The following is a 26,941-nucleotide window of genomic DNA, read 5'->3' as shown; positions in this document are numbered from 1 at the left end:
TTGGGAAAAAGACATCTTCGATCGAACACTATAAATGTTTTACTTGGGTGGTAAAAAAATGATTAAAATGAAAGACGTATATAAACAGTATCCAAATGGGATTATGGCCGCAAACGGATTCGATATACATATCAAACAAGGCGAATTCGTTTATGTTGTAGGCCCCAGTGGTGCCGGCAAATCGACCTTCATCAAAATGATGTACAGGGAAGAGAGAGCAACCAGGGGTGAAGTCACCGTCAATGGAATAGATTTGGTCAAGCTTAAAAGCAAACGGGTACCTTACTTAAGAAGAAATATCGGAGTGGTATTCCAGGATTTCAAGTTGCTGCCGTCCATGACAGTCTATGAAAATATCGCATTCGCACTTGAAGTTATCGAGGAAACTCCAAGAAACATTCAAAAGCGGGTTATGGAAGTACTTGATCTTGTGAAATTAAAGCATAAAGCAAGAATGTTCCCGGATGAATTATCAGGCGGAGAACAACAGAGGGTTTCACTGGCACGCTCCATTGTAAACAAGCCGAAAGTCGTCATTGCGGATGAGCCGACAGGTAACCTTGATCCGGAAACATCCTGGGAAATCATGAATGTTTTTGAAGAGATTAATACTCAAGGTACTACAGTGGTGATGGCCACGCATAACCGGGAAATTGTCAACACAATCAAACACCGTGTAATTGCCATTGAAAATGGCAGGATCGTCAGGGATGAACAGCGAGGTGACTACGGTTATGAAGCCTAGAACAATAGGAAGGCACTTTCGTGAAAGCTTAAAGAGCTTAGGGCGGAACGGCTGGATGACGTTTGCATCCGTGAGTGCCGTTACGGTCACACTGCTTCTAGTCGGTGTGTTCGTGGTTCTGATGCTGAACATGAATAAGATTGCCACAGATATTGAAAAAGATGTAGAAGTACGGGTCCTGGTAGAATTAGGGACTGAAAAGCCGCAAGTCGAAGAACTGCAAACAAAGATTGAACAGATAAATGGAATCGAAAGTATTGAATTTTCCTCCAAAGAAGATGAATTGCGAAATTTGATGGAAGATATGGGGGAAGATTTTCGTCTGTTTGAACAAGAGAATCCGTTATATGACGTTTATGTTGTAAAAGCGGAAGATCCACTGGAAACCAAGCGGATTGCCAATGAAATTAAAGATTTTGAAAATGTAAATGATGCACTATATGGGGAAGCAAAGATTGAAAGACTATTCAGCTTCCTGCAAATGAGTCGCAATGTTGGTTTGGTATTGATAATCGGACTGCTTTTCACGGCAATGTTCTTAATATCCAATACAATTAAGATCACGATCGTTGCCCGAAGGAAAGAGATTGAAATCATGAAACTCGTCGGTGCTACAAACTGGTTTGTACGCTGGCCGTTTATTTTAGAAGGATTATGGCTGGGGATCCTCGGCTCTATCATTCCGATAGCAACAGTATCCATTGGATATTATTATGCTTATCAGTTCATTGAACCAAAGTTGCGAACGAGTTTTATGCAGATATTAGAATATACCCCGTTTATCTATCAAGTAAACTTCCTGATTATTCTAATGGGATGTTTAATCGGAGCTTGGGGAAGCTTCATGTCCGTCAGAAAGTTTTTGAGAGTTTAATAGGTTGAGAGAGCCGAAAGGAGCATGTCGCTTGAAAAGGAAAATATTAGTCACTTTATCAATTGCAGCAACACTAACAATCGGAAGTCTACAAACTACGGGGTTAACAGCCAGCGCTCATTCTTCAGTCAATGAATTGAAGAGCAAACAAGAAGACGTACAAAGCAAAAAAGAGGACGTCAATTCAAAAATTGATGAAAAGACAAGTGAAATCAACGAAAATGTTTCACGACAGGAAAAAATCAAGGCAGAGATTGCCGCTTTAGATACGAAAATCCGTGATACTGAAGAGAACATTAAAGAGAAAACTGCTGAAATCGAAAAGACAAATGAGGAAATTGAAAAACTAAAAGCAGAAATCGAAGAACTTAAGAAGAAGATTGCTGAGCGTAATGAACTTCTAAAAGAACGTGCCCGTTCCATGCAGGAAAAAGGCGGATCTGCAAGCTATATGGATGTGCTCCTTGGCGCAGAGAGCTTCGGTGATTTTATCAACCGCATCACTGCAGTGAATACAATTGTCAGTGCTGATAAAAAAATCATAGACGAGCAAAAAGCGGATCAGGCAGAACTTGAAAAGAAGCAGGCTGAAGTAGAGGACAAGCTTGCACAGCTTGAAGATGACAAAGCCAGCCTTGTATCTCTCAAGAAAGATCTGGACAGTCAAAAGGGACAAAAGAACAGCTTGTTCAAAGAACTTGAAGCAGAGCAATCGAAGTTGAGTACAGAGAAAACGAACCTTGTTGCTCATGCAAATGAACTTGAAGAACTTGAAAAGAGAATTGGCGGCCAAATCCAGGCAGAGCAGGCACGTCTGGCAGAACTTGCCCGTCAAAAGGAGCTTGAGCGCCAAAAGGAGCTTGAAACACAGCGAAAGGCTGCAGCTGAGAAACAGGCTTCTGCACAGAAAGCATCTGGAAACAACAGCGGTTCTTCCGCAGCACCAGTGCAATCCACACCAGCTGTATCTGAAGGCAGTTGGACAAGACCGGCTTCTGGATATATCACAACAGAGTACGGATACGATATGTTAAATGGAAAACCTCGTTTCCACTATGGAACGGATATCGCTTCCGGCGGAAGTGTTCCGATCGTCGCTGCTGCAGATGGCTATGTCATCAGAAGTGAATACAGCTCCAGTTACGGTAATGTTGTTTACATGACACATTCTATTGGCGGCAAAATGTTCACAACTGTATATGCTCATATGTCTGCATCAATGGTGAGCAATGGACAGTATGTAACAAAAGGCTCAAGAATCGGTACCATGGGGAACACAGGTTACTCTTTCGGCCAGCATTTGCACTTTGAATTGCATCAAGGCGCTTGGAATGCAAGCAAGTCCAACTCTGTTAACCCTCGTAAATATATTAATTTGTAAGAATAGGAAAAACTGCTGAAAGGTCATTTCAGCAGTTTTTTATTTATCCTGAAACAGCCAGAAATCAACAAATGGCATCAGCGCGAGTATGAAAGCAAGCAAACAAACCATCATTGCACCAAGTTTATTTTGATCTTTCCAAATCAATCGTGCATACCGAATGGAGTAGTAGGCCAGATAAGAACACAACATCAGCGTCAGCCAAAACATAAGGTCACCACCATCAGTCTGTAATCATTTCTTTGTTTCTTGGTCTGAGCAGCTTACCGAAGCCTTCCATTTTCACATGCATATTCACTTTTACTTCGGCATCAGGATAGGATTTCATCCAGTCATATTCCTGATATTTGTGCAGTGTGAAAAAGTGTCTTCTTGCTGTCAGGGACCAATCAAACGCCTCTGCTTTCAATTCCTTCTGGGTCTTTTTTACAAAATCATCGGCAAGGGATTTGAAGCGTTTCTCCATATATTTATCAAGAAGCTCTTGTTTGTTAAGGTCTTCAACATAATCGACCATACTGGGAATCGAGAGGATTGTAATTTCCAGCCAGGCATCGACTGTAATGACAGGCTGCGGTTTGCTCACATCGACATCTACAGTTGTTTTCGTATTTGTCGCCTGCCCTGTAATCCGAAATTGCTCCTTGATTGGGTCAGGGAAAGTGAAGGCGATGTCCTGTGGGTTCAAGCTTTCATTCAGGATCGTCATGATTCGTACTTCCTCACCCGTCATCGCTCCAACCATTTTGCCATCACGGAAGGCCGCACTTCCAATAATTTGCACCGGAGTGCCGCCTTTTTTATATAATTCGCCCGGCAGGTAGTCATCTTCATTTTTTTTAGTATCAGGTTCAATCTGTTCCGAGGTAGTGTAGGTGGCCAGTGCCAGACCTGAATCAGCCTCAATGTCATGCAGAATTTGCTGGAGATCGGCTTTTGGAACAAGAGCATTCGTCTCCCATCTTCTTGAGATGAAATCATAGAATTTATGCGGGCTCGCTTCGAATGCAGGGTTGTTGTTCCGCAGGTATTCATCAGCCCTCTCTTTGGACACAAGCAGGATCATATCTCTTCTGACTTCAGGATCCCTTCCCAATGCACCGACACCTTCCAGAAATTTTTCAGACCGGGCAAACGCTTCACTGACAATAATGGCTTTCGTGTGGTAGAAATTGATGTTTCGTGTTTCTCCAACATTAAGCATATCGCGAGCCGAAATCAGGTCAGGCATCCGGATGGTAACCGTTTTGTATTCCTCAGAGCCTGGCTGGCTGCCGGGGTTGCCTGCCTGTGGATCTGCGAGCTGGTAAGTAATGTCCAGGCCGGGCTCCCCATTCTCAGGCAAGTCGATGCCGATGACCAGAACAAATCCTTCCTCTTCCAACTCAATTTTATCGGCACAGCCTGTCAGGACAATCAAACAAATTCCCAAAACCAACAGAAATCTCATTGTTTAAACTCACCTCGCAATTTTGCGACAATCAGGAGAGTGACTGGGATCACGAACAACATGATGGATGTGATCATCAGGATGATATTGTTTCTAAGCAACAGCACGTTTTGCACCACATTTTCCGGCATAAGCCCAAACATGATTGTAAGAATGGCAAAAGGAAGAATGAGCGGCTCAAACTCTTTGATCTTTGCAGTATAAGCAAAAAATGCAGTTGAAATATAAAGGTAGATCGCAAACCGGATCAAGCTGGCTACACTCCAAAAAGCGAAGAATAAAGCTTCTATATGAGACACATACCGCCCGAATGTCACCATCCTTGATATCTCATGAAAAGGATAGGGAATAAATTCAATGGATGGGTAGTCGAAGTACATGATATAGACAGCAAAAAAAACCATTAACTCCATAGTGGAAACTGCAAGGCCGAGCAGGTTGGCTTTCTTGAATGATTTGTAGTCCCTGAAAAATGGAAACAAAATGGAGAAAAACAGCAGGTCACTCGTGATGGAAGCATAACTGACACCCTGGGCAGCGACTTCCTGTAAACCGTACCCTGCAATAGGAAAAATGTATCCAAAATGAAGTTCACTCCATAAAAGAATCACAATAAAAAACAATGACACTTTTATGTAGGGGAAGGTGATCCAGGCTGTTCTTCCAATGGCGAGCAGCCCGCGGTTGGCGAGAAAGTAACTGGATCCGATAAGGACAAAGAAAAGGTGCGTCGTGCTGGTGGATGGAAAGTACATGGTGTTGATTATATCCACATAGCTTCTGCTGTCCACGATGGTTGCGGAATAAGCAATCAGGAAAAAGAGCATTCCAATGATAAAACCGAAAAATTTCCCTGTAATTTTATATGTGATTTCCATAATATTTTTATCTTTATAATGCTTTACCAGAATCAAAATACAAATAAGCGGTACAACCATGAGCATTCCTGATAGAAGCGGAATGATCCAAGCTGCCTGAGCCGTTTCTTTATACAATAGCGTGGCGGTCATATCCGTGAACTTGATTCCCAGGGTTATGGTGATCAAGGCGAACAGTTCCCGGGTGCCGAGTTTTCTGTCCTGAGGAGAGATCATTCGCTGCTTTCTCCTTCCGGCTTTTTCATTTTCTCCGCTTCAATAGGAAAGACATTCAATGGTCGCAGCCATTGCTTCCAAATGGGCGGGCGGATCACAAGGTCCTTTGAAGATGGATAATGCGGAGCCATGGGTGAAAGAAAGGGTACATCAAAGGATGTTAAAGTTGATAAATAACCAATGCACATGGTGATGCAGATTCCGATTCCCAGGAAACCCCAAAGACTTCCAAACAGTAGAAAAATATAAGTCGACAGCCGTATCATATAACTGAATGATAAGTTTGGTATGGCAAAGGAGGCCAGCCCGGTAATGGCAATGACAATGACAAGGATCGGGCTGATGATATTGGCTTCAACCGCAGCCTGCCCTAATATCAATGCGCCGACTATCCCAATTGTCGGGCCTATAGGACTCGGAACCCTTACACCTCCTTCCCTTATCAGTTCAAAGGCAAAAAGAAGCATTACAACTTCAAAGATTGCTGGGAAAGGAACCTCCTCCCTGGTGGCGGACACGGCTAAGACTAAATCTGTCGGGAGCATCTCAATATGATAATTGGTTACAGCAATATAGGTAGCTGGTGTCATAATCGTAATGAAAATCGCCAGCAGCCGCAGAAATCTCGTGAAGTTTCCGTAGGGCCACCTTGCATAGTAATCCTCTGACGTATGAAAGAAAGACCAAAACGTCACCGGGAGGACCAGGCTGCTTGGCGAACTGTCCATCAGCAGGACAATGTGGCCTTCATTTATGAAACTGACGGCTCTATCAGGCCGCTCAGTATACAAGACGGTGGGCACCAATGAATAAGGGCGCTCCTCAATATGCTGTTCCAGGAGTCCCAGATTTTGAATCTCATCCGACTTGATTTGTTTAAGGCGTTTTTTTATTTTTTCAATTAAATTGGGATTGGCAACGTCATTTAAATACATAAGAGCCACCTTGCTCAGGCCTTTATCTCCGACAGTCACATATTCTGTCACTAGTTCTGCTGATCGCAATTGTTTTCTGACAAGGGAGATGTTGACGGCGATGGATTCAATAAACGCTTCTTTTGGCCCTTTTAAAACAGCTTCATCTTCAGACTTTTCTACCCCTCTTTTTTCAAAGCTTGCTGTTCCGAAAAGATAGGCTTTAGCTTCACCATCGACAATAAGCACAGAATCACCCATTAAGAGATTTGAAACGATGCTGTCAAATGAACAATCCTCTTTTATATCCTTTATGGGTACAGAGTTGGCAAAAAAATCAAGATTCAAATGGTTTTCCTTATTTTGATTCGGAAACGGAGAAATCAATTGGGGAATCAATTCCTTCTCGATCAGTTGCCCGTCGCTCATTCCGTTGACAAAATAAAGGATAGCTTTCCTGTCAAAGGCGGATATAGTGAACGGCCTGACAGAAAGATCCTGGTTGCACGGATAGTTAAACGTTTCCTGCAGTTTTGCTGCATTCTCATCAAGTGAGGAAGATAATCCGGAACAATCTGCTTGTGATTCTTCATTCTCTTTTGGCCGTTTATTTTTAAGCAATTTTCTCCACCTCCGATAATTTATAGCGTGTACAAGAAATTGCTTAGTTATGTAATAATTGGATCTCAAGAAGAAAATTTTTGGCTAAAAAGGAACTATTTGGCTTTAGCTTCAGACTGGTCAAGAAGGTCTGCAGCTTTAAGAATCCCCAAGATGGCGGAAGATAGGTGAAAAGGGGCTAATAGAGTCGGGGAAACAGGCGTGATACATGAGTGAGCGCTTCATAAGACCAAAACCGAGCCACAAATAGGATTAGGGTGAGACATGAGGGCTTCATAAGACCAAAAATGATTTCCAAAATTAGATTGGAGTGAGGCATGAGGCTTCATAAGACCAAAACCGAGCCTTGAATAGGATTAGGGTGACACATGAGCGCTTCATAAGACCAAAACCGAACCCAAACTTAGATTAGATGAACAAAACCGTCTTAAGTCGATTAAGAGAATAATTCTTGCTTCGTCCATACTTTGTCTGCCGGCAGCGGCACTGCTGCTGGTATGATGGAAGATAGGAGAAGTGAAATTAAAAAATCATCAGGGCGGGTGTAAGCTTGAAGTGGTATAGTATCGGAGCATTCAGCTTCCCTTCTGCATGGGTGGCGCTGGTGGCAGCTTTTATGGTGACAGGAATATTTATAAGGTTATACTATGATAGAAATAACAACGATTGGTTCGGGAACAGTGTGTTTTCTTTTATCCTGGCATGGAAACTCAGCGTGGTCTTGTTTGATTTTAAGGGAGTCATCAGCCAGCCGCTGTCAATTCTGTACTTCAATGGCGGTTCTAAGGGATTTTGGCTGGGGATCACAATATCCTTGATTTACATAGTGCTAAAAGGGGAAAAACGACAGCTCATCAGTTCGTGGGTGCTGATTGTCCTTGTTTACGAGGGGGCTTCAGGATTCCTCGCTGACAGTGCTTCCGTTTTGAGTGCTTTCAGTCTTCTTATGGGCTTTGTCGTCTTTTATCTCGTGTTGAAAAAAGGGAAGAAAAAACTGTGGATGCTGCTGTTTATAGGGATTCAGCTTGTGAATAATATCTTTCAGGGATCAGCCGCGTGGACGGAGAGTGCGGCTTATATAGTCGTGACGATAGTTGTTCTCGTCATAGACAGAGGCAGAAAAAGGAGGGATGTTCATGAGTAAAAAGATACTGGGGATAGGGCTGGTTGCAATGCTGGTAGGTTTGTTCGTTGGCAATATCATCATGAATCAGGCGTCTAAAAAGGAAATGGAAGAACAGGTCTCGGAAGAGTTGCAAGAATCCGGACTGGAGGTCGAATTTGGGAGTGAAGGCCCAGGAGAAGGGGAAGCCGCCCCGGATTTCACTTTAACGACAGTAGAGGGAGAAAAAGTCACGCTTTCTGATTACAAGGGGAAGAAAGTAATCTTAAACTTCTGGGCGACATGGTGTCCACCATGCAAGGCGGAAATGCCGCACATGCAGGAATACTATGAAAACTACCATGAAAAGGCAAATGTCGAAATGTTGGCTGTCAACCTGACAACCATTGATGAGGGCAAGCCGACGATTGAAAAATTTGTCGAGGAGTATGGGCTGGCATTCCCGATTCCGCTGGATGAGGAAGGAACACAAGGGACCATTTATCAGGCGCAAACCATCCCGACTTCCTATATAATCGACACAAAGGGTACGATCCGGCATAAGATCTTTGGCCCAATGAATAAGGACATGATGATCCAGCTTGTGGATTCTATGGACTAAGCCCATCTGCTTCGGGGACAGTCCCCTGTTACTTTAGCGTAACAGGGGACTGTCCCCCACTACGGTAGTGCGTTAAAATAGTAAAGCATGACAGGCGAAATCGGCTGTCGTATAATGGGGAAAAGGTGCTTTTACTAGAAAAGGGGTTCATGAGATGAAATTTGACACAAAAGTTGTACACAGCACGCTACATAACCGCAGCATCAAAAGCAAAACGACACCGATTTATCAAACCTCTGCTTTTTCATTTTCATCCCTGGAGGAACTAGAAGGTTTTTATGAAGGGAAATCGCCCTACTTATATACAAGATCGGGCAACCCGAATACTGATGAATTAGGCGGAATGGTGGCCACTTTGGAAGGAGCGCCTGCCGGAGTTGCGGCAGCATCCGGCCTCGGAGCCATCCTTGCTGGCATCCTGGCCGTCGCGGAGAGCGGAGATCACATCGTGGCGGCAGAAGATATCTACGGCGGTACATACCACCTTTTGAATGATGAATTAAAGACATTCGGGATCACGACTTCTTTTGCTGATTTCAGTGACCCGCAAGAGATCGAAAATAGCATCACACCGCAAACCAAGCTTCTTTTTAGCGAGAGTATTACGAATCCCTTTTTAAGGGTGGAAAATATCGAAGGAATGGTGGCTGCTGCAAGGGAACACGGCATCCGCACCATGATTGATAACACTTTCGCTACGCCTTATCTGCTGAACCCTTACATGACAGGTGTGGATATTATCGCACACAGTGCAACGAAGTATATCGGAGGCCACAGTGATGTAACAGCAGGAGTGACAGTTGGGTCTGAAGAATTGATTGCCGCAGCAAGAAATAAAGTCATTAATCTCGGCCTGAACCTCAGCCCGCACGAAGCATGGCTGACGGTCAGGGGCTGCAAGACTATGTCGCTCAGAATGAAACAGCAATGTGGGAATGCTGCAAAATTGGCAGATTCCCTGAATGATTATCAAGGTGTTGAAAAAGTCTATTATCCAAATACGGCTTCCAAAAAAGGAAACGGAGCTATCGTGACCATCGAGCTTTCTGAGGACAGGGATATCCACACGTTTTTCACAGGCTTAAGCTGGGTGAAGATCGTGCCGACACTAGCGGGTGTAGAAACCACAGTCTCCTATCCGCAAGGAACATCTCATCGTGCTTTAACAGCGGAAGCGAGGGATAAAATCGGCGTAAACTCACAGGTCGTCCGGATTTCTGTCGGGATTGAAGACCCGGAAGATATTATAAAGGCATTTAAGGATGCAGTTGATTTATCCAAATAGTTTTATGTAATTAAAAGGTAACAAATAGATAGTAGAAATTTTTTGGCGTAATGAGAAGGGATAAGATGATCGGCTTATTTTGTCTGAAAAAATGACTGATTGAAGCGGCAGGTGTGCGACCTCGCGGGATGCATCTAGCTCCAGCAGTAAGCCAAGCCTTAGTATACGTTGCCCGCAGTGTTTCGTTTATCTCATGCAGGAGAACTGCAATGTATGCCTCTGGTTGGGGGGCCATTGCCGGTCACGCTGAGTCGTCCACCGGGAGCAGAAATCACAGCACGTTCGCATCATGCCTGAAGTTTTAAAAAATAAATAATTCTGAATATTGATTGACCTGACAGAAACAGTCAGTTATAATCCATATCATACGACATATATATGTTCATAAGTAAATCGATATCTCTTATCGAGAGCGGCGGAGGGAATAGGCCCGATGAAGCCCGGCAACCTACAGGCAGTTTTTTTGCTTGGAAAGGTGCTACATCCTACAGGCTGTAACCAGTCTGGAAGATAAGAGGAGGAGCATTGTTCTTTCAAGCCCTCTTCTTAGCGGAGAGGGCTTTTTTATATGCAAGATTCCTCTTCGCTTCCAGTCAATTTTATAAAAATTTGAGGAGGAACCAATTATGACAAATCATCAATTCGACCCGGAAACACTATTACTGCATGGAGGACAGGAGCCGGATCCCGTTACAGGATCACGTGCCGTCCCGATTTATCAGACGACTTCTTATGTCTTCAATGATACGGAGCATGCGCAGAATTTATTTTCGTTGAGCGAAGCGGGCAACATCTATACGCGTATCGGCAACCCGACCGTCGATGTCCTGGAAAAGAGGATCGCACTGCTGGAAAAAGGGGTGGCGGCAGTGGCTGTTTCCTCGGGAATGGCAGCTATATCCCTGGCGATTTTAAATATAGCGGGAGCCGGCGATGAAATCGTTGCGTCTTCCAAGCTCTACGGAGGCACCTACAACCTTTTTGCTGTTACCCTGCCTCGATACGGCATCAAGGTGAAATTCGTGGACAGCACCGATCCTGAAAATATCCAAGAAGCCATTACAGAGAAAACAAAAGCGGTCTTCGCAGAGACGATCGGGAATCCGAGCCTGAATGTCCTCGACATTGAGAAAGTAGCTGAAGTTGCCCATTCCAACGGTATTCCTTTGATTGTGGATAATACGTTTCCTTCTCCATATGGCTGCCAGCCGATCCAGTATGGAGCAGATATCGTCATCCATTCTGCTACGAAATGGATTGGCGGCCACGGAACGGCAATCGGGGGTATCATCATAGATGGCGGCCGATTTGACTGGGATAGTCTGAAATTCAAAGATTTCACCGAGCCTGATCCGAGCTACAACGGGCTTCGCTATGTAGATGTTGGTGAACCGGCATATGCAGTGAAATTAAGGGTCCAGCTTCTGCGTGATCTGGGTGCCTGCTTAAGCCCGCATAATGCGTTCCTTCTTTTGCAGGGACTTGAAACGCTGCACTTAAGAGTCCCGAAACATAACAGCAACGCATTGGAAATCGCCCGTTACCTGGAGCGGCATCCCTCTGTTGATTGGGTGAGTTACCCTGGGCTTGAAAACCATCCGGCAAATGCCTTGGCTGAACAATATTTGTCCCATGGCCACGGATCCATCGTAAACTTTGGCATCAAAGGCGGAAGAGAGGCAGGGCGAAAATTGATAGACACTATCACCCTGTGGTCCCATGTTGCGAATGTCGGCGATGCCAAGTCACTGATCATCCACCCTGCTTCTACCACGCACCAGCAATTAAGCAGCGAAGATTTGAAGACGACTGGGGTGACGGAGGAACTCATCAGGCTGTCGATTGGATTGGAGTCTGTCAAAGACCTGCAGGCAGATCTAGATCAGGCGATTACAAAAGCAACAGCGGCAACGGCTTCTGTTTAAAAGATGAGCCAGGCAATCTACCAAACTGGGAGTATCGGGATAGGAGATCTCCGGCTGGAAAGCGGCAATTATTTAAGGAGCGTGGAATTGAGCTTTGAGATGGCGGGCAAAATGACAGGTCCAGTTGTCCTTGTCTGCCATGCCCTGACAGGAAGCCATATTAGTGTGGGAACGGAGGATCAGCCCGGATGGTGGAGAGGGTTGGCGGGTCCCTCCTCCTATATCAATACAGATGAATTTTTAGTAGTGACGTTCAATGTTTTGGGAGGCTGTGATGGGTCGACTGGTCCTGCAGCCATTAATCCTGAGACAGGAGCCTGCTATAGAATGACATTCCCTGAACTGACGGTGAGGGATATTGTGAATGCCCAATTCAAGGGGCTTGAGAAGCTGGGGATCATCTCCTTGGAAGCTGTTATAGGAGGATCGCTTGGAGGGATGCAGGCTCTTGAATGGGGCCTGCTTTATCCTTCATTTATCAACAAAGTGTTCCTTCTGGCGAGCAGCCCATATTTTACTGATTATGGGATCGCTTTTAATGCGATCGGAAAAACAGCGATCATTTCAGATCCCAACTGGCGGGATGGGAACTATGGGCACCCTGCGGAAGTGACTGGACTGAAAGTGGCAAGGATGGCGGGTATGGTTACCTATCGATCACCCGCGCTTTTTGAAAAAAGATTTCACCGCAGTAAATCTTCAGAAACCCTGTTCCAAGTGGAATCCTATCTTTTTTATCAGGGAGAAAAATTGGCAAACCGGTTCGACCCTAACAGCTATTTGTATCTGATGGCTGCGATGAACAGCCATGATATCGGGAGAGGCCGCGGCGGCTGGAGTAATGCGGCTGAGCAATTTCAGCCCGAACTGGTGGCGATAGGGTATACGAATGATCTTATTTACCCGCCGGAGGCGATTCGGGAGTTTGCAGACCTGGTCCCTTTATCGGCTTTTTATGAAGTAGAGACTCTTTATGGCCATGATGGATTTTTGACCGAATTTGAGATGTGGGGCCATATTATTGCAACACACTTGGAAAAATAGATTCCGGAACTCATAACTTGTCCTCCTCCGGCATATAGTTTCAATAGCAAAGACATCGCACCGCTGTTTAAGCGTTTTTGTGTGGTGTCTTTTTTATCAGGATATAAAGGATGCTGTTGGAGCTTTTATATAGGAGGGAACGGAATGGAGCAGCGTAAAGGTCTTATAATCATAGCGGCCGCTTCCCTGTTGACTGGGGCAGGGGGAATGTATGGCGGGATGAGTCTAAAAGAATCGTTCACCAGTAATATAGAAGGAGAAAGTGCCGGCGGAGGACAGGTCAGTGACAGGCTTCATAAAGTCGAAGTGGCGTATGATCTCATCGCGGATAAGTATGTAGAGGAAGTGGACAAGGGGAATCTGGTCGAGGGAGCCATCCAGGGAATGCTGGATACTTTGGGCGATCCTTACTCGGTTTATATGGATGCCAGTACCGCCTCGCAATTCAATGATTCCCTTGGCTCGTCGTTTGAAGGGATTGGCGCCGAGGTCACAGTCATGGACGGAAAACTGCTGATCGTAGCGCCGTTCAAGAATTCTCCTGCAGAAAAAGCGGGATTGAGGCCGAATGACCAGATCCTGAAGGTCGATGGAGAGGATGTCACCGGCCTGGATTTATATGAAGCCACCTTGAAAATCCGCGGTGAAAAAGGGTCTGCAGTAAAGTTGGAGGTTATAAGAGAAGGGCTGTCCAACCCAATAACGGTGAGTGTGAAAAGAGATGAGATTCCACTGGAGACCGTTCATACCAATGTGAAAGAGGATAACGGAAAACACTACGGAATCATTGAAGTCTCCTCATTCTCCGAAAATACATCGAAGGATTTTAAAAAGCAGCTGGCGGAGCTTGAAAAACAAGAGCTTGCCGGACTGGTCATCGATGTCCGCGGAAATCCGGGCGGACTGCTGTCCAGTGTCAATGAAATGCTGGCAGAGCTGGTGACGGAAGACAAGCCATATGTCCAGGTCCAGGAGCGAAATGGCGATACAATGAAATATTTCTCTGAAAATAAAGAGAAGAAGCCATATCCAATTGCCGTTCTTGTTGATGAGGGAAGTGCCTCGGCATCTGAGATCCTTGCGGGTGCGTTGAAAGAAGCGGGCGGTTATCCGCTGATCGGAACGAAAACGTTCGGTAAAGGGACGGTCCAGCAGCCGTATCCGATGGGAGATGGAAGCAATATCAAGCTGACGATGTTTAAATGGCTGACCCCGAAAGGCAATTGGATCCATAAAAAAGGAATCCAGCCCGATATCATGGTCAAACAGCCTGCATATTTCTATGCCCATCCTCTCGAAACAGAGAAGCCGCTTGAGCCGGAAATGAACAATGAACAGGTGCAGAATGCTCAGCAAATGCTTGAAGGTCTTGGATACAACCCGGGCCGGACAGATGGGTACTATAATAACGCAACGGAAGCAGCTGTCCGGAGTTTCCAGGAAAAGCATGAACTCGGGGCTACCGGAAAGATTGACAGCAGCACAGCAGCCAAGCTCCAGGAAGCGATTTATCATGCGGTGAAAGATGAGAAGAATGATGTGCAGCTAAAGGCTGCTTTGGAGTATTTGAAAAGGCTGAATTAAGAGAATGCCGGGATTTTGGGCAAGGAAATCGTGGAAAGAGGGCAGAGGTGAAAATTTGCAAGAATTGCGATTCTCCTTTTGTGGGGACATTAATACGTGGAGATTCAAGAAAGAGATTAGATTTGCTGGAATCGGGACAAATCTGTCGTGGGATTGAGGAAAGTAGTCGCGAAACGGCTGGAATCGGGACAAGAAGGTTGGGAGTTTGAGAGAAAGAGTCGCGATTCCGGTGTAATCGTGACAGTTCTGCCAGGGGATTGAGGAAAGAAGTCGCGAAACGGCCGGAATCGGGACAAAAAGGTTGGGAGTTTGAGAGAAAGAGTCGCGATTCCGGTGTAATCGCGACAGATTTGCCGTGGGATTGAGGAAGGTAGTCGCGAAACGGCTGGAATCGGGACAAAATATTGGAAGTTTGGGAGAAGGAGTCACGATTCCGGTGTAATCGTGACAGATTTGCCAGGAGATTGAGGAAAGTAGTCGCGAAACGGCTGGAATCGGGACAAGAAGGTTGGAAGTTTGAGAGAAAGAGTCGCGATTCCGGTGTAATCGTGACAGTTCTGCCAGGGGATTGAGGAAAGTAGTCGCGAAACCGCTGGAATCGGGACAAGAAGGTTGGGAGTTTGAGAGAAAGAGTCGCGATTCCGGTGTAATCGTGACAGGTCTGTCGTGGGATTGAGGAAAGTAGTCGCGAAACGGCTGGAATCGGGACAAGAAGGTTGGGAGTTGGAGAGAAGGAGTCGCGATTCCGGTGTAATCGTGACAGGTCTGTCAGGGGATTGAGAAAAGTAGTCGCGAAACGGCTGGAATCGGGATAAAATATTGGAAGTTTGGGAGAAGGAGTCGCGATTCCGGTGTAATGGTGACAGTTCTGCCAGGGGATTGAGGAAAGTAGTCGCGAAACCGCTGGAATCGGGATAACAATGCTTGAGGTTTTAAGGCGAAGGTCGCGAGAAGACCGGAAACCGGTCAAAGACGCTCGGGGTCACAATGCAAGAATTACGATTCGGCCATAATCGGGACAAAATATTCCTGGGTGTAAAAGAAATGGACGTGAAGCCTTGATAAATCAAGAAACATAGGATGAATCAGAAAGTCAGTATCAAAGGCCCGGAGCTTTCCAGGCCTTTTTATATGTATTGATTTTTCAAATCCTCCAATTCCTTCCCTGGGAATTCTTTTTGATTCAACTTTCCAAGTATATGGGCCAACGATTCCAAGCTGCCCTCAAGCTGTGTGCTTGAAATTGCCCCTAGGGAGAAGGCTTCGTAAAACTCTTCCATATCGACCACATGATAGCTACCATCCTCAAAAACACGGATATCGATCAGTAGGTCGTGGACACATATCAATTCTTCCCGCTTTTTTTCATATTGAACAATATCAATCAGCCACCCATGGTGAGAGCTTTTGAATCCATAGGAATATTGCAGGCCGAGATCGAGCTGGTAAATGATGATGAATCTTTTTCCTGAATTTTCAGAGGGCAGTTCTATTACAAGTGAGTCATTTACCGCGTTAAATCGATTGGGCGTTTTCTGACTCAAGGCGCGGTCTTCTTTTAACAGGATTGCCTCCTCGATTATTTCCGGACTGTTTTTTCTTATATCCATGGAGTAATTCAATCCTCCATGTTCTCTTCCGACATGATTCCAGTAAACAACGACATTCATATATTTTCCTCCCGACAATCTTCACCTAATGATTCGCCAGCACCCTGCAATTTCCTTTATATTTCCCGGGAAAATGTCTTATTGTCGAAGAACTGGAAAAATTAGTAGGTTGAGAATGTGAGAATTCGATAGGTTTTACCGTCCTAATTTGATAAAATGATAGAAAAGATTAACACGTTGAGGATGGTGAACACCATTGGTACAGCATTGGCTTGTGGAAGTTTTGAAAGCAGGCGGCAAGCTGTTTCTGAATCCGCTATTATACTTCTCGATTATAATTGCTTTATTCAGCGGCTTTATCCGGGTGAAAAGGGAAAGACGGGAACTGCATACAAGGATTTTTGATATGTATCACGAATTGAGATTTTTATTTCCCTTGGGGCTTTTGCTTGGCCTGGGGTTCTCGCTGCTGACAATCGGCGTCGGACTTGTCATTCCGGTGGTGAGTTTACTGATAGTCGGAGCTGTTACAGTCCTGTTGGCCTTGACCTTCAAAACCAGGCTGCTGACACCGGCATATACTGTCGGAATAGGATATTTGGTACTGTTGGCGATCCGATTTTTCAAAGTGGAAGCGCCGTTTTTCAATACATATTTCGAGCAGCTGAATGAAGGTTTGCTGAATGCTGTTGTCGTTTTGCTGGGGACTTTGCTTTTGATTGAAGGCGTATTGATCAGCCACAGCGGCTGGAAGAAGACTTCTCCTCGTTTGATAAGAAGTTCACGGGGATTGAAGGTGGGTGTTCAAGAAGGAAAGAAGCTTTGGGTCGTGCCAATGTTCCTTCTGGTGCCTGTGGGTCCGCTGAATATGCCTTGGGACTGGTGGCCGGTCTTTACGGTCGGTTCAAATACATATTCATTGATATTATTTCCGTTCCTGATTGGTTTTGGGCAGATTGTCAAAAGTACGCTTCCTCATATCAGCATCAGGGAAGCCGGCAATCGCGTTTTCTGGCTTGGCGCTCTGGTGCTTACTATAGCAGTAGCAGGATATTTCGCACCATTGGTTTCGATTGCCGGTGTTGTACTCGCGATCATTGGCCGTGAATGGATGGCTTACAGACAGAGGGTTCAGGACAGTGAGAGGTCATACTACTACTCAAGAAAATCCCAAGGCATGATGATTTTGGCCATCCTTCCGGGATCACCTGCTGAGAAGATGTCCCTTGTTTCAGGGGAAATGATTACTAAGGTGAATGGGTTCCAGGTGCAGACGGAAGAAGAATTTTATGATGGGCTCCAGCAAAACAGGGCGTACTGCAAGTTGGAAATAATTGATACGAACGGACAAATCCGTTTTGCCCAAGGAGCCCTTTATGAGGGTGACCATCATGAATTAGGAATCATCTTCGTAGAGGAAGACCGGGAATGGTCATCCAAAGTCGGGTATCATTTTGTTTGAAAAATTTGATTTAGGTGCGAAAGGTGAACACACTTACCACCGTATCGTCTAGGCCTTATAGAGAATTCTCTCTCATAAGGCTTTTATTTTACGCGAGCCTGTTTTCTGAAAAATATGTAACTTTATTCGAGGATTCCCGTCCACTTTTATAAATGAAGTATTTGGGGAAAGGAGTGGAAACGGATGATAAAAAGGTACTTCGTTCTATTGATTGCAGTCTTTACAATTGGAATGACTACAGCGTGCGGGACGAGTGTCGAGCAGGGCGAGGATTCAGGTACAAATGAGTCAAAGAATGGATCTCATGGTAATGAGGGTAAAGAAGATATCAATGAAGAAGACAGGGGGCAAGGTATCGTGGCAGGAGAAATTGAACCATCTCTTACAAAGAATGAAAATGGCCAGTTTGTTTATACCGTGAAAAACCAGACAGAGAAAGAGGTGACTTTCCAGTTTACAAGTTCCCAGCGCTATGATTATGAGGTGAAAGATGAGTCGGGCAAGCAGGTGTTCTTATATTCCAGCTCAGCTGCTTTCATGCAGGTCCTGGGAGAAGAAACATTAGCTCAAGGGGAAGAACTGTCTTACACGATTCAACTTCCTCCCGGAGAAGAGTTCAAAGGAGGATATACGTTGGAAGTGTGGCTGACTCCTAAAGGCGGCAAGAAAGCACCAATTTCAGTGAAAATGAAGAAGGGCTAATGGAACATCGACAGCAGTCCCGCTTGACAGGGGCTGCTGTTCTTATGAGAGGTCGCTTTAATACGTTAAAGCAAGTGGGGACAGTCCCCGGATACGTTAATGTGTTAAAGTGCACAAGCAGGAATGGGGGAGTGAGATGGGTGATTATACATTTATCAAGGGGTACAGGGAAAACGATGAATCAAGGGAGAGTTTCAATAACCTGGCTTCTGATACATTCGGAATCAACTTTGAGAAGTGGTATGAGCTGGGCTTTTGGACAGACAAATATGTACCATATTCTTATCTTGCTGCTGGTAAGGTAGTCTCCAATGTATCGGTCAATCATATTGAATTGGTCATTGATGGTGAACGCAGGAAGGCAATTCAACTCGGAACAGTCATGACCCACCCCGAATTTCGAGGCAGAGGCCTTTCTGGAAGGCTTATGAAACTCGTCCTTGAAGACTATCAAGCTGCTGATATGATCTATTTGTTTGCAAGCAAAACGGTTCTTGATTACTATCCGAAGTTCGGCTTTCGACCCGTCGAAGAGCGTCAGCCGATTTTGCAGCTGGCTGAACGCGGTGATGGCGTTTCTCTAAAGAAATTGGATGGGAATAGAAGAGAAGATATAGATTTTATCTATGATTTAGCTAAGAGAAGAGTCCCTGTGTCCAGGAAATTCAGTGGCAATGACACAGCTGAATTACTGATGTTTTATTGTACATATGTATTCCCGAATAATATTTATTATTGGCCGGAGGAAGAAATGGTCCTCCTTATGAAGAGGGACGATGAGATTCTGCATGTGTTTGATGTGGTAAGTCTCAAAGAAATCGATATGGAAGTGCTGGCTGCCAGGCTGGCTCCGGCTGAAGTAAAGGAGGTTCACTTTCACTTCACTGTCCAAAGCTATTCGGATGGCTTTGTTACAGCGCGCTTCCAAGGGGACGAGGTGCTGTTCGTCAAAACCGCCGCAGGGCTGGTTCTGCCTGAAGATTTCAAACATCCGGTCACTTCACAGGCTTAACTAGACGCCCTTTCTGTTAAGAAAGGGCGTCTTTTGGTGAATGAAGACTTTAGTCCTTTAAAGCAAGTGGGGACTGTCCCCACCACGGGTGTTGATTAGCTATATTTTTCCAGATGATTGAAACAGACTTCCCCTTCTTCCCAACCGTGATTTGATTGCGCAACTTACCTCTACAGGTAGGGTGCGTGCCAGGTAACGGCGAGTAAATTCAATGAAAGTGTAATCATACAAGATGGCCCACTCTTCTTTTGTATCATTATAAATACTGCGTAATATAAAATAACTGATAAGAGTGCCAAATACTTGGCTATAAACAGCGTTGGGGGAAAATCCAAACAGGTTGGAAAGGTCCAGATTTCCTTTTACCCAACGGAAAAATAACTCGATTTGCCAACGAAGCTTATAGATATAAGCAATGTCTTCTGGAGACATCATCATAAGGTTCGTCGCCACTCTTATTTGGTTCCCCTCGTTGTCCGTGAATGTAACTAGTCTGAAGCGATCCTCTGTCTTTCGGGAACCTTTTCCAATAAAGGCTGTCATGTCTTTTTTAATACGGCCTTCAGTTTCAAGTGATACACTGTGTTCCTTCTCTTCCGAGAGGGAGAAGAACTTAGCCACTCTAATGACAAAGTACTGTTCACGGTCATGTAAACACTGAAAGTCACTTGTTCTTGCATATCCTCTGTCAGCGGTGATGATGGAGAGTGGCTCTGGATCTTCATAGAGTTTGGGTGCCACCATGACATCGTGATGCCGTCCAGTTGTCTGGACTACTTGAGTAGGCTGACCTTCCTCCACATCGTATTTTGTATGAAGACGAATAGCGTGGCGGGTACGGGTGTAACCCGCCCAACACATGTCTGGGTGTTGGAAAGTGATCGTGGTGGAGTCAACGGCAAATAGCTTATAGGGTTTAAATAGGGCGCGACGGACTCTTCGTCCTAAGCGCTTAACGATACGGGAGAATAATTCTTGTAGAATTTGATAAGGAACTCTTTGGGCTTTTTTGGCGAGGGTAGAATGATCAACGGAAGGTAAACTTTCTTCCTTTGGCAATTTGGTCTCGGCATCTCGAAATCCTTCCCATTTTTTCGCAGAAGAAATAACAAAAAAATGTATCAAATCGTGGGCAGATAACTTCCTAGCTTTGTCTTCATAGCCCCATTTCTCACAAAGATTTGCCACTTCTTCATCCGTAATAATGGTTTGAAGGATTTCAGAAAGTTTGTTAAAGTTAGTCAATGAAACCACTCCCTTTTTGTGTTGTTAGCGGTAACAATCATTTTAAAAGAGAGTGGTTTTTTTTGTCTAATGAAACCGTTTATTTTACATATTATGGATAATCAACACCCGTGCTGTCCCCACTTGCTTTAAAGGACTAAAGTTTCTCTGCTTTTTGCATGTTATACGGGTGATCTGCGAAAGCTATGTAAAAATGTGCAGGGCAGGAGGGAATTGAAATGGCGGTTTGCAGCTTCAAGGAAAGGGAATTGTTTTTCGAAGACATCGGGGAAGGGACACCGATTGTACTGATCCATCCACCGGGACTCGGCCGGAAATCATTTATCTACCAAGACCCTTTAAAGGAACAGTTCCGCTTGATCGTTCCCGATCTTGGCGGGCAAGGCGATTCCTATAGTGAGGAGGACTACATAGGCATTGATACATATGTGGAGGAAATTAGGACGATTCTCGACCATCTTGCTATCAGCAAATGTGTTCTTCTGGGATACTCGGCTGGTGGAGTGGTTGCTCAGGAATTTACATTTAACTATATCGATAGGGTGGAGATCCTCGTCCTTGCCGGCGGTTATCCGAAAGCACAGACTGTCCGGCTTAAGGTGATGCATCTCCTCGGCATGAGGACCATACGAGAGCGGCCACAATTGATGATCAATGTTTTGGCGAAAGCCCATGCCAAGACCCCCGAAGCTGAGCAGGAGCTCCGGGAGCACATGGAGAAGGCCAACCGCAGCATTTGGTATCACTTTTATAAACAATCGTTATACTATAACTGTACGGACCGGATACTGGAACTGAAAGTGCCGCTGCTTTTGATTTACGGCGGCAAATCAGACTGGATCAATAACCAATATCGGTTATATAAAGAACATCCTCATCACGAGCTGGTCATTCTTGAAAAAGCAAAGCACCAGCTTCCGACCCTCTTTTCCAATTCTTTTAACAAAGCGGTATTTTATTATGTTAAAAAAATGTTGAAGAGGGAATGAAAAGAAGTATAATGAATGAAACCAGAAATAGAGACTAGTTTGACAGGGAGGAGAAATTATGGGGATCCATCATTATTTCAAAAGCCTTTCGGACGTAGAGAAACTTGTCCGCTGTCCGGGCAGATTCAAATATCAGGATCACAACGTCGCAAGCCATTCATTCAAGGTTACAAAAATTGCCCAGTTCCTTGGGACGGTAGAAGAGCATAAGGGAAATGCCGTCAACTGGAAAGCCCTCTATGAAAAAGCCTTGAACCATGACTATGCGGAACTGTTTACGGGAGATATCAAGACTCCTGTGAAGTATGCATCTGAAGAACTCCGACGGCTGTTCAGCGAGGTAGAGGAAGAAATGATCACCAAGTTCATTGATCAAGAGTTTCCTGAAGAATATCAGGAAGTATACCGGGAAAGGTTCAAGGAAGGAAAGGATTCAACCCTAGAAGGACGGATCCTCTCGGTTGCAGACAAAATCGACTTGCTCTACGAATCCTTCGGTGAAATTCAAAAAGGGAATCCTGAACCGCTTTTCCTTGAGATTTATGAAGAGGCGCTTGCCACAATCCTGAAATTCCGGGAAATGGATTCAGTTCAGTATTTCCTGAATGATATCCTGCCGGAAATGCTTTCGGAGAAAAATATTCCACATGAACAGCTTAGTGAAATGACGAAGAAGATTGTAGAAGGCTTCAACACATCGAAAGAATAAACTAACTCTTCCATTTCGTTTTTTGATAAGATATAAGTAACGGATTTTTTTGAGGAGAGAGTGAAATGATTTCGAAATATATATTGGGTTTATTCCTTCCCGGACTGCTCGTAGTCCTGTTCACGCGAGTAACTTATAACCATATTGTCGGTTTGGTATTGACGGTTGCCTTGATAGCGGCTTCCGTTTACAAAGGGTATACTGATACCTGGGCGTTGATTGTCGTGGATGCGGCATCCTTGACAGCAGGCTTTTGGTACAGCAATCGCATGAGAAACAAAGCGAGGAATAGCAGCTGATTATTCAGGTGCTTTTTTATTTTGCCTAAACGGCATTATGGATAACAATCATATTTTTGTGGATAAACATAAGTTATCCTCATGTTTCCATATATTAAGCAAGAAATACAAACAGGTTATTAACAACTTATGTTACTTATCAACATTTAATCCACATTACCCACATGGTATCCACAAACTTATTAACAAGGAAACAGCTATTTCTTCCAGAATTCATTTACTATCAGAGAAAGGGAGAGATTTTACATGTACAAAAGCCTTGTTTCCTGGGTCGAAACTATAAAAGATAAGAATCATAGTTCGGGTACTGCATTGTTTATCATTAAAAATAACCGCACGGTGCTCGAACATTACAGCGGCCGCCTATCTAATGCCCCTGATGCCCTTCCAGTCACAAGCAGCACGAGATTCAACATTGCCTCCGCCCGCAAAAGCTACCTGGGACTTGCGGCGGCTTATGCGGTTTATGAAAGGAAACTTGGAAGCCTTGATGATCCAGCTGCGATTTATTTTCCAGAGGTTGACCGTGATTTGCTTGGGAACACAACCATTCGTCACCTTGTGACCCATTCTCATGGCCTGCATCAGGATCAGGAAGGCTTGCCATACCGTGAGTTTCCTCCAGGAGAGGATTGGGCGTACCGCGGTATCAATGTGTCTATGGTGGCTGAATTGATTGAAAGACTATATGGGAAAAGTTTTCCACATCTTCTTAAGGAAAGAGTGTTTGATCCCCTGGGGTTAAATCAAACAGGCTGGGAAACAACCCGGAATGAAAATCTGGCGGAAGTGATTGTGAATCCTGAAGAAGAAGCGAGTTCCAGTCTGGGCACTACGACTAATGGAATGGAGTCCAATCTCTTCGTGTCTGCGAGGGACCTCGCTCTCTGGGGAAATCTTCATATCAATATGGGGAAAGCGAATGGAAAACAAATCGTGCCTAAGAAAGTCATTGAACTTGCCGCTTCAATTCAAAGTCCTTCATATAAAAATAAAGAACTGCCCCAAAACGGATTTTTCTGGTATGTACAAGGGGAGCCTGCTGCTCAAAGTGAAATGGGTGAGCGAGTGCCAAAGGGATCCTACCAGATCCTTGGAGTTACCGGTCCGACCATTCTGGTGATTCCTGAGCATCAGGCGGTAATCGTCAAGATGTATAACAAACGTTACAACTATGGCGGCAAAAATTATCTTCCCTATTTGAGAGAGTTCAGTAATCTCGCAGCAGACTGTCTGAAGAGGGAGGAAGTCCGTTGAAAAAGTGGAATGAAATGTTGGTGGAAACACATCGAGGCACTTTTGAAGTTTTTACTGCAGGAGAAGGAGAACCATTGTGTGTCACACACCTCTATTCTGATTTTAACGATACTGGTGATTATTTTGCCGAAGAATTTACAGATAGCCACAAGGTGATTTTGGTGAATCTCCGCGAGGCGGGAAACTCGGAGAAAGCACATGAGCATTATGAGCTGAGCATGCTTGAAACCACTTTTGACCTGGATGCGATCCGGGAATCGTTAGGGTATGTTGAATGGATCTTTGCCGGTCACTCGACAGGGGGTATACTGGCAATGGTATACGGCATCTATTTTTCGGACAGCTTGAAAGGAATCATAGCAGTTGGAGCTGCCGCCAGAGATTACTATGCTTTTTCAAAAAACTGCATCTACCATTCTAGTCATCCACAGTTCCAGGTCATGCAGGACTTTAACAGAAGACTTAAGCAAAAGGACTTATCAGCAGAGGAGAGGAGAGAGTTATCGATCAACAGGACAAAACTGTCACTCTGCAAACCTGAAAACTATCATGAATATTTCAATAAGAATATACATAAAGGAATATCGGCCGTCCGCATGAACTTCATGAACAGGGAATTCCAGTTGTTTGATGTTACCAGGAAACTGCAGCTGATCACTGCGCCAACGATGATCATGTGCGGGGAGCATGATGTTCAATGTCCACTGGAGTACTCCTTGGAAATGGCCGAAGGTATCCCGGAAGCAGAGCTGGCTGTGTTTAAAAACAGCAGCCATTATCCTTTTTTAGAAGAAAACGACCTCTTTCATGAGAAAGTATCTTCCTTTTTAAAGAGGATTTGACTGGACTGATGCCGGTCTTTTTTTTAATATATAATGGGAGGAAACACGAACTTTTGTTCGCTTAATAATGGTTTTTTGCCTCCTCCTTATGGTAAAATGAGAATATTGAACAGAGAGGCTTTAGAGAATGAGCTAACAGGGTATATTTGATATAGATAAGTCTATTCGAACGGGAGGCAGGATGGTGAAAGATCAATTTAAATTACAATCGAAATACCAGCCGCAGGGTGACCAGCCGGCAGCCATCAAGGAAATTACCCAAGGCATCCGCGATGGAAAACGGCATCAGACCTTGCTTGGGGCAACAGGAACAGGGAAAACCTTCACTGTTTCCAATGTCATTGAGGAAATCAACAAGCCGACTTTGGTGATTGCCCATAACAAAACCCTTGCCGGACAGCTTTATAGCGAGTTCAAGGAATTTTTCCCTGACAATGCAGTTGAGTATTTTGTCAGTTACTATGATTATTATCAGCCGGAAGCCTATGTTCCGCAGACAGATACATTCATTGAAAAGGATGCAAGCATCAATGATGAGATCGATAAGCTGAGGCACTCGGCCACATCCTCATTGTTTGAACGTAAGGATGTCATCATCATTGCCAGTGTTTCCTGTATTTACGGCCTGGGCTCGCCTGAGGAATACCGCGACTTGGTTGTCTCCTTAAGAGTAGGGATGGAAATAGAACGGAATCAGCTGCTCCGTAAGCTGGTGGATGTTCAGTATGCACGGAATGACATCGACTTTAAGCGCGGGACATTCAGGGTCCGCGGGGATGTTGTTGAAATCTTTCCTGCTTCCAAAGATGAACATTGCATGCGGATTGAATTTTTCGGAGACGAAATCGACCGTATCCGGGAGGTTGATTCACTGACGGGTGAAATCATCGGCGAGCGGGATCATGTCGCGATCTTTCCGGCATCCCACTTCGTTACCCGTGAAGAGAAAATGAAGGTTGCCATCGAAAATATTGAGCAGGAGCTGGAGGAACAGCTGAAAGTGATGAGGGAAGAAAACAAACTCCTCGAAGCCCAGCGTTTGGAGCAAAGAACCCGATACGACCTTGAAATGATGAGGGAAATGGGCTTTTGTTCGGGCATCGAGAACTATTCCCGTCACCTGACTCTTCGTCCTGCCGGATCGACACCTTATACTCTTATCGATTATTTTCCGGATGACTTTTTGATTGTCATCGATGAGTCGCATGTGACACTCCCGCAAATCAGGGGAATGTTCAACGGCGACCAGGCCCGGAAGAAAGTCCTTGTCGATCATGGATTCCGGCTGCCGTCGGCAATGGATAACCGGCCGCTTAGATTTGAAGAATTTGAACGAAAATCTAATCAGCTTGTCTATGTATCCGCGACACCGGGTCCTTATGAAGAAGAGCACAGCCCTGAGATGATTCAGCAGATCATCCGCCCGACCGGCTTGCTCGATCCGGAAATCGATGTCCGTCCGATCGAGGGGCAGATTGATGACCTTATCGGTGAAATCAACGAGCGAATTGAGAAAAACGAACGCGTCCTGGTCACGACCTTGACGAAAAAGATGTCTGAGGATCTGTCCGCGTACCTGAAGGAAATCGGAATCAAAGTACAGTATCTTCATTCAGAGATCAAAACACTTGAGCGGATCGAAATCATCAGGGACCTCAGGATGGGAAAATATGATGTCCTTGTCGGGATCAACCTTTTGAGAGAGGGACTCGATATCCCGGAAGTTTCGCTGGTGACGATTTTGGACGCCGATAAGGAAGGGTTCCTCCGTTCCGAGCGTTCCCTTATCCAGACAATCGGACGGGCTGCCCGTAATGCCAATGGACATGTCATCATGTATGCAGATAAGGTTACCGATTCGATGCAAAAGGCATTGGATGAAACAAGTCGCCGCCGGGAAATCCAAATCGAATATAACGAAAAGCACGGAATCACACCGCAGACAATCCAGAAAAATATTCCGAACCTTATCCGTGCTACCCATGCGGCAGAAGAGCAGGAAGAATATGCTGGACCGCAAAAGAAAGTTGCAAAGCTTACGAAACCAGAGAGAGAAAAGCTTATAGCCAGCTTAGAAGGAGAAATGAAGGAGGCAGCGAGAGCGCTGGACTTCGAGCGTGCCGCCCAGCTGCGTGACACGATTCTAGAGTTAAAAGCGGAAGGATGACCGGTA

At 45.0% G+C, this 26,941-nt stretch carries 24 protein-coding genes and 1 riboswitch; of the genes, 18 read left to right on the top strand and 6 right to left on the bottom strand.

All coding sequences use genetic code 11. From position 1 onward, the window contains the following. The first annotated feature begins 58 nt into the window (after positions 1 to 58). The 3 genes from ftsE to AC4E8A_RS20055 are packed head-to-tail and all read left to right on the top strand — an operon-like array spanning position 59 to position 3,000. The gene (ftsE, locus tag AC4E8A_RS20065) at positions 59 to 745 is read left to right on the top strand and encodes a cell division ATP-binding protein FtsE (protein WP_490195557.1); all 687 of its coding nucleotides are present in this window, start codon (positions 59 to 61) and stop codon (positions 743 to 745) included. Then, on the top strand, positions 735 to 1,619 hold the full coding sequence (ftsX, locus tag AC4E8A_RS20060; protein ID WP_490195556.1) for a permease-like cell division protein FtsX: 885 nt from the start codon (positions 735 to 737) through the stop codon (positions 1,617 to 1,619). The genes ftsE and ftsX overlap by 11 nt, the downstream gene beginning before the upstream one ends. Before the next feature lie 31 nt (positions 1,620 to 1,650). After that, on the top strand, positions 1,651 to 3,000 hold the full coding sequence (locus AC4E8A_RS20055) for a murein hydrolase activator EnvC family protein (RefSeq protein ID WP_490195555.1): 1,350 nt from the start codon (positions 1,651 to 1,653) through the stop codon (positions 2,998 to 3,000). 39 nt (positions 3,001 to 3,039) lie between these two features. Here the strand turns inward: AC4E8A_RS20055 and AC4E8A_RS20050 are convergent, their stop codons facing one another. Genes AC4E8A_RS20050 through AC4E8A_RS20035 form a run of 4 tightly spaced genes read right to left on the bottom strand, consistent with a single transcriptional unit; the run spans position 3,040 to position 7,079 of the window. Further along, entirely contained in the window at positions 3,040 to 3,210 is a 171-nt protein-coding gene (locus tag AC4E8A_RS20050) for a hypothetical protein (protein WP_490195554.1), read from the bottom strand. Positions 3,211 to 3,223: 13 nt separating this feature from the next. Next, a complete protein-coding gene (locus AC4E8A_RS20045; protein WP_490195553.1) occupies positions 3,224 to 4,450 on the bottom strand; it encodes a Ger(x)C family spore germination protein in 1,227 nt (408 codons plus the stop codon). Then, positions 4,447 to 5,544 carry a GerAB/ArcD/ProY family transporter gene (locus AC4E8A_RS20040; RefSeq protein WP_490195552.1) on the bottom strand — a complete coding sequence of 366 codons (1,098 nt, stop codon included), beginning with the start codon at positions 5,542 to 5,544 and terminating at the stop codon, positions 4,447 to 4,449. The genes AC4E8A_RS20045 and AC4E8A_RS20040 overlap by 4 nt, the downstream gene beginning before the upstream one ends. Next, positions 5,541 to 7,079, bottom strand: a complete 1,539-nt coding sequence (locus AC4E8A_RS20035; protein ID WP_490195551.1) for a spore germination protein — start codon at positions 7,077 to 7,079, stop codon at positions 5,541 to 5,543. Before AC4E8A_RS20035 ends, AC4E8A_RS20040 begins: the two co-directional genes overlap by 4 nt. 550 nt (positions 7,080 to 7,629) lie before the next feature. Between AC4E8A_RS20035 and AC4E8A_RS20030 the strand changes: the two genes are divergently transcribed. From AC4E8A_RS20030 to AC4E8A_RS20005, 6 genes are all read left to right on the top strand, one after another. Continuing rightward, a complete protein-coding gene (locus AC4E8A_RS20030; protein WP_490195550.1) occupies positions 7,630 to 8,223 on the top strand; it encodes a hypothetical protein in 594 nt (197 codons plus the stop codon). Then, entirely contained in the window at positions 8,216 to 8,803 is a 588-nt protein-coding gene (locus AC4E8A_RS20025) for a peroxiredoxin family protein (protein WP_490195549.1), read from the top strand. The genes AC4E8A_RS20030 and AC4E8A_RS20025 overlap by 8 nt, the downstream gene beginning before the upstream one ends. 154 nt (positions 8,804 to 8,957) lie before the next feature. Further along, positions 8,958 to 10,088, top strand: a complete 1,131-nt coding sequence (locus AC4E8A_RS20020; RefSeq protein WP_490195548.1) for a trans-sulfuration enzyme family protein — start codon at positions 8,958 to 8,960, stop codon at positions 10,086 to 10,088. Between the two features lie 400 nt (positions 10,089 to 10,488). Next, positions 10,489 to 10,605, top strand: a riboswitch (SAM riboswitch). Positions 10,606 to 10,714: 109 nt separating this feature from the next. After that, on the top strand, positions 10,715 to 12,013 hold the full coding sequence (locus tag AC4E8A_RS20015) for an O-acetylhomoserine aminocarboxypropyltransferase/cysteine synthase family protein (RefSeq protein ID WP_490195547.1): 1,299 nt from the start codon (positions 10,715 to 10,717) through the stop codon (positions 12,011 to 12,013). A 3-nt stretch (positions 12,014 to 12,016) separates the two neighbouring features. After that, positions 12,017 to 13,057, top strand: a complete 1,041-nt coding sequence (gene metX / locus AC4E8A_RS20010; protein WP_490195546.1) for a homoserine O-acetyltransferase MetX — start codon at positions 12,017 to 12,019, stop codon at positions 13,055 to 13,057. 144 nt (positions 13,058 to 13,201) lie between these two features. After that, entirely contained in the window at positions 13,202 to 14,641 is a 1,440-nt protein-coding gene (locus AC4E8A_RS20005) for a S41 family peptidase (protein WP_490195545.1), read from the top strand. Between the two features lie 1,127 nt (positions 14,642 to 15,768). On the opposite strand, the gene AC4E8A_RS20000 is transcribed toward AC4E8A_RS20005, so the two are convergent. Next, a complete protein-coding gene (locus AC4E8A_RS20000; protein ID WP_490195544.1) occupies positions 15,769 to 16,311 on the bottom strand; it encodes a DUF402 domain-containing protein in 543 nt (180 codons plus the stop codon). A 196-nt stretch (positions 16,312 to 16,507) separates the two neighbouring features. On the opposite strand from AC4E8A_RS20000, the gene AC4E8A_RS19995 reads away from it, so the two are divergent. The 3 genes from AC4E8A_RS19995 (at position 16,508) to AC4E8A_RS19985 (ending at position 19,427) form a co-directional block, all read left to right on the top strand. Further along, complete coding sequence (locus AC4E8A_RS19995; protein ID WP_490195543.1) at positions 16,508 to 17,713, top strand: PDZ domain-containing protein; 1,206 nt, start codon at positions 16,508 to 16,510, stop codon at positions 17,711 to 17,713. Positions 17,714 to 17,896: 183 nt separating this feature from the next. After that, a complete protein-coding gene (locus tag AC4E8A_RS19990; protein WP_490195542.1) occupies positions 17,897 to 18,415 on the top strand; it encodes a BsuPI-related putative proteinase inhibitor in 519 nt (172 codons plus the stop codon). 136 nt (positions 18,416 to 18,551) lie between these two features. After that, the gene (locus tag AC4E8A_RS19985; protein ID WP_490195541.1) at positions 18,552 to 19,427 is read left to right on the top strand and encodes a GNAT family N-acetyltransferase; all 876 of its coding nucleotides are present in this window, start codon (positions 18,552 to 18,554) and stop codon (positions 19,425 to 19,427) included. A 99-nt stretch (positions 19,428 to 19,526) separates the two neighbouring features. Here the strand turns inward: AC4E8A_RS19985 and AC4E8A_RS19980 are convergent, their stop codons facing one another. After that, complete coding sequence (locus AC4E8A_RS19980) at positions 19,527 to 20,681, bottom strand: IS4 family transposase (protein ID WP_490195540.1); 1,155 nt, start codon at positions 20,679 to 20,681, stop codon at positions 19,527 to 19,529. A gap of 209 nt (positions 20,682 to 20,890) precedes the next feature. Here AC4E8A_RS19980 and AC4E8A_RS19975 point away from each other — a divergent pair, with 209 nt between their 5' ends. The 6 genes from AC4E8A_RS19975 (at position 20,891) to uvrB (ending at position 26,935) form a co-directional block, all read left to right on the top strand. Then, positions 20,891 to 21,661, top strand: a complete 771-nt coding sequence (locus AC4E8A_RS19975) for an alpha/beta fold hydrolase (protein WP_490195539.1) — start codon at positions 20,891 to 20,893, stop codon at positions 21,659 to 21,661. Positions 21,662 to 21,719: 58 nt separating this feature from the next. Beyond that, on the top strand, positions 21,720 to 22,370 hold the full coding sequence (locus AC4E8A_RS19970) for an HD domain-containing protein (protein WP_490195538.1): 651 nt from the start codon (positions 21,720 to 21,722) through the stop codon (positions 22,368 to 22,370). A 65-nt stretch (positions 22,371 to 22,435) separates the two neighbouring features. After that, positions 22,436 to 22,669: a CsbA family protein gene (locus tag AC4E8A_RS19965; protein WP_490195537.1), complete on the top strand. Its 234-nt coding sequence runs from the start codon at positions 22,436 to 22,438 to the stop codon at positions 22,667 to 22,669. A 246-nt stretch (positions 22,670 to 22,915) separates the two neighbouring features. After that, complete coding sequence (locus tag AC4E8A_RS19960) at positions 22,916 to 23,926, top strand: serine hydrolase domain-containing protein (RefSeq protein ID WP_490195536.1); 1,011 nt, start codon at positions 22,916 to 22,918, stop codon at positions 23,924 to 23,926. Continuing rightward, a complete protein-coding gene (locus AC4E8A_RS19955; RefSeq protein ID WP_490195535.1) occupies positions 23,923 to 24,768 on the top strand; it encodes an alpha/beta fold hydrolase in 846 nt (281 codons plus the stop codon). The genes AC4E8A_RS19960 and AC4E8A_RS19955 overlap by 4 nt, the downstream gene beginning before the upstream one ends. 184 nt (positions 24,769 to 24,952) lie before the next feature. Further along, a complete protein-coding gene (gene uvrB / locus AC4E8A_RS19950; RefSeq protein WP_490198948.1) occupies positions 24,953 to 26,935 on the top strand; it encodes an excinuclease ABC subunit UvrB in 1,983 nt (660 codons plus the stop codon). Positions 26,936 to 26,941: the final 6 nt, after the last annotated feature.

The sequence above is a fragment of the Bacillus sp. SRL337 genome, from assembly GCF_984799155.1.
This window is presented reverse-complemented; position numbering and strand designations above follow the sequence as displayed.

Bases quoted from the DNA above. Each gene is read 5' to 3' on its own strand.
- AC4E8A_RS20000 (WP_490195544.1), bottom strand. From the start codon at position 16,311: ATGAATGTCGTTGTTTACTGGAATCATGTCGGAAGAGAACATGGAGGA.
- AC4E8A_RS19985 (WP_490195541.1), top strand. From the start codon at position 18,552: ATGGGTGATTATACATTTATCAAGGGGTACAGGGAAAACGATGAATCA.
- metX (WP_490195546.1), top strand. From the start codon at position 12,017: ATGAGCCAGGCAATCTACCAAACTGGGAGTATCGGGATAGGAGATCTC.
- AC4E8A_RS19990 (WP_490195542.1), top strand. From the start codon at position 17,897: ATGATAAAAAGGTACTTCGTTCTATTGATTGCAGTCTTTACAATTGGA.
- AC4E8A_RS20045 (WP_490195553.1), bottom strand. From the start codon at position 4,450: ATGAGATTTCTGTTGGTTTTGGGAATTTGTTTGATTGTCCTGACAGGC.
- AC4E8A_RS19960 (WP_490195536.1), top strand. From the start codon at position 22,916: ATGTACAAAAGCCTTGTTTCCTGGGTCGAAACTATAAAAGATAAGAAT.
- AC4E8A_RS19975 (WP_490195539.1), top strand. From the start codon at position 20,891: ATGGCGGTTTGCAGCTTCAAGGAAAGGGAATTGTTTTTCGAAGACATC.
- AC4E8A_RS20005 (WP_490195545.1), top strand. From the start codon at position 13,202: ATGGAGCAGCGTAAAGGTCTTATAATCATAGCGGCCGCTTCCCTGTTG.
- AC4E8A_RS20020 (WP_490195548.1), top strand. From the start codon at position 8,958: ATGAAATTTGACACAAAAGTTGTACACAGCACGCTACATAACCGCAGC.
- AC4E8A_RS20050 (WP_490195554.1), bottom strand. From the start codon at position 3,210: ATGTTTTGGCTGACGCTGATGTTGTGTTCTTATCTGGCCTACTACTCC.
- AC4E8A_RS19965 (WP_490195537.1), top strand. From the start codon at position 22,436: ATGATTTCGAAATATATATTGGGTTTATTCCTTCCCGGACTGCTCGTA.
- AC4E8A_RS20025 (WP_490195549.1), top strand. From the start codon at position 8,216: ATGAGTAAAAAGATACTGGGGATAGGGCTGGTTGCAATGCTGGTAGGT.
- AC4E8A_RS19970 (WP_490195538.1), top strand. From the start codon at position 21,720: ATGGGGATCCATCATTATTTCAAAAGCCTTTCGGACGTAGAGAAACTT.
- AC4E8A_RS20040 (WP_490195552.1), bottom strand. From the start codon at position 5,544: ATGATCTCTCCTCAGGACAGAAAACTCGGCACCCGGGAACTGTTCGCC.
- ftsE (WP_490195557.1), top strand. From the start codon at position 59: ATGATTAAAATGAAAGACGTATATAAACAGTATCCAAATGGGATTATG.
- AC4E8A_RS20015 (WP_490195547.1), top strand. From the start codon at position 10,715: ATGACAAATCATCAATTCGACCCGGAAACACTATTACTGCATGGAGGA.
- ftsX (WP_490195556.1), top strand. From the start codon at position 735: ATGAAGCCTAGAACAATAGGAAGGCACTTTCGTGAAAGCTTAAAGAGC.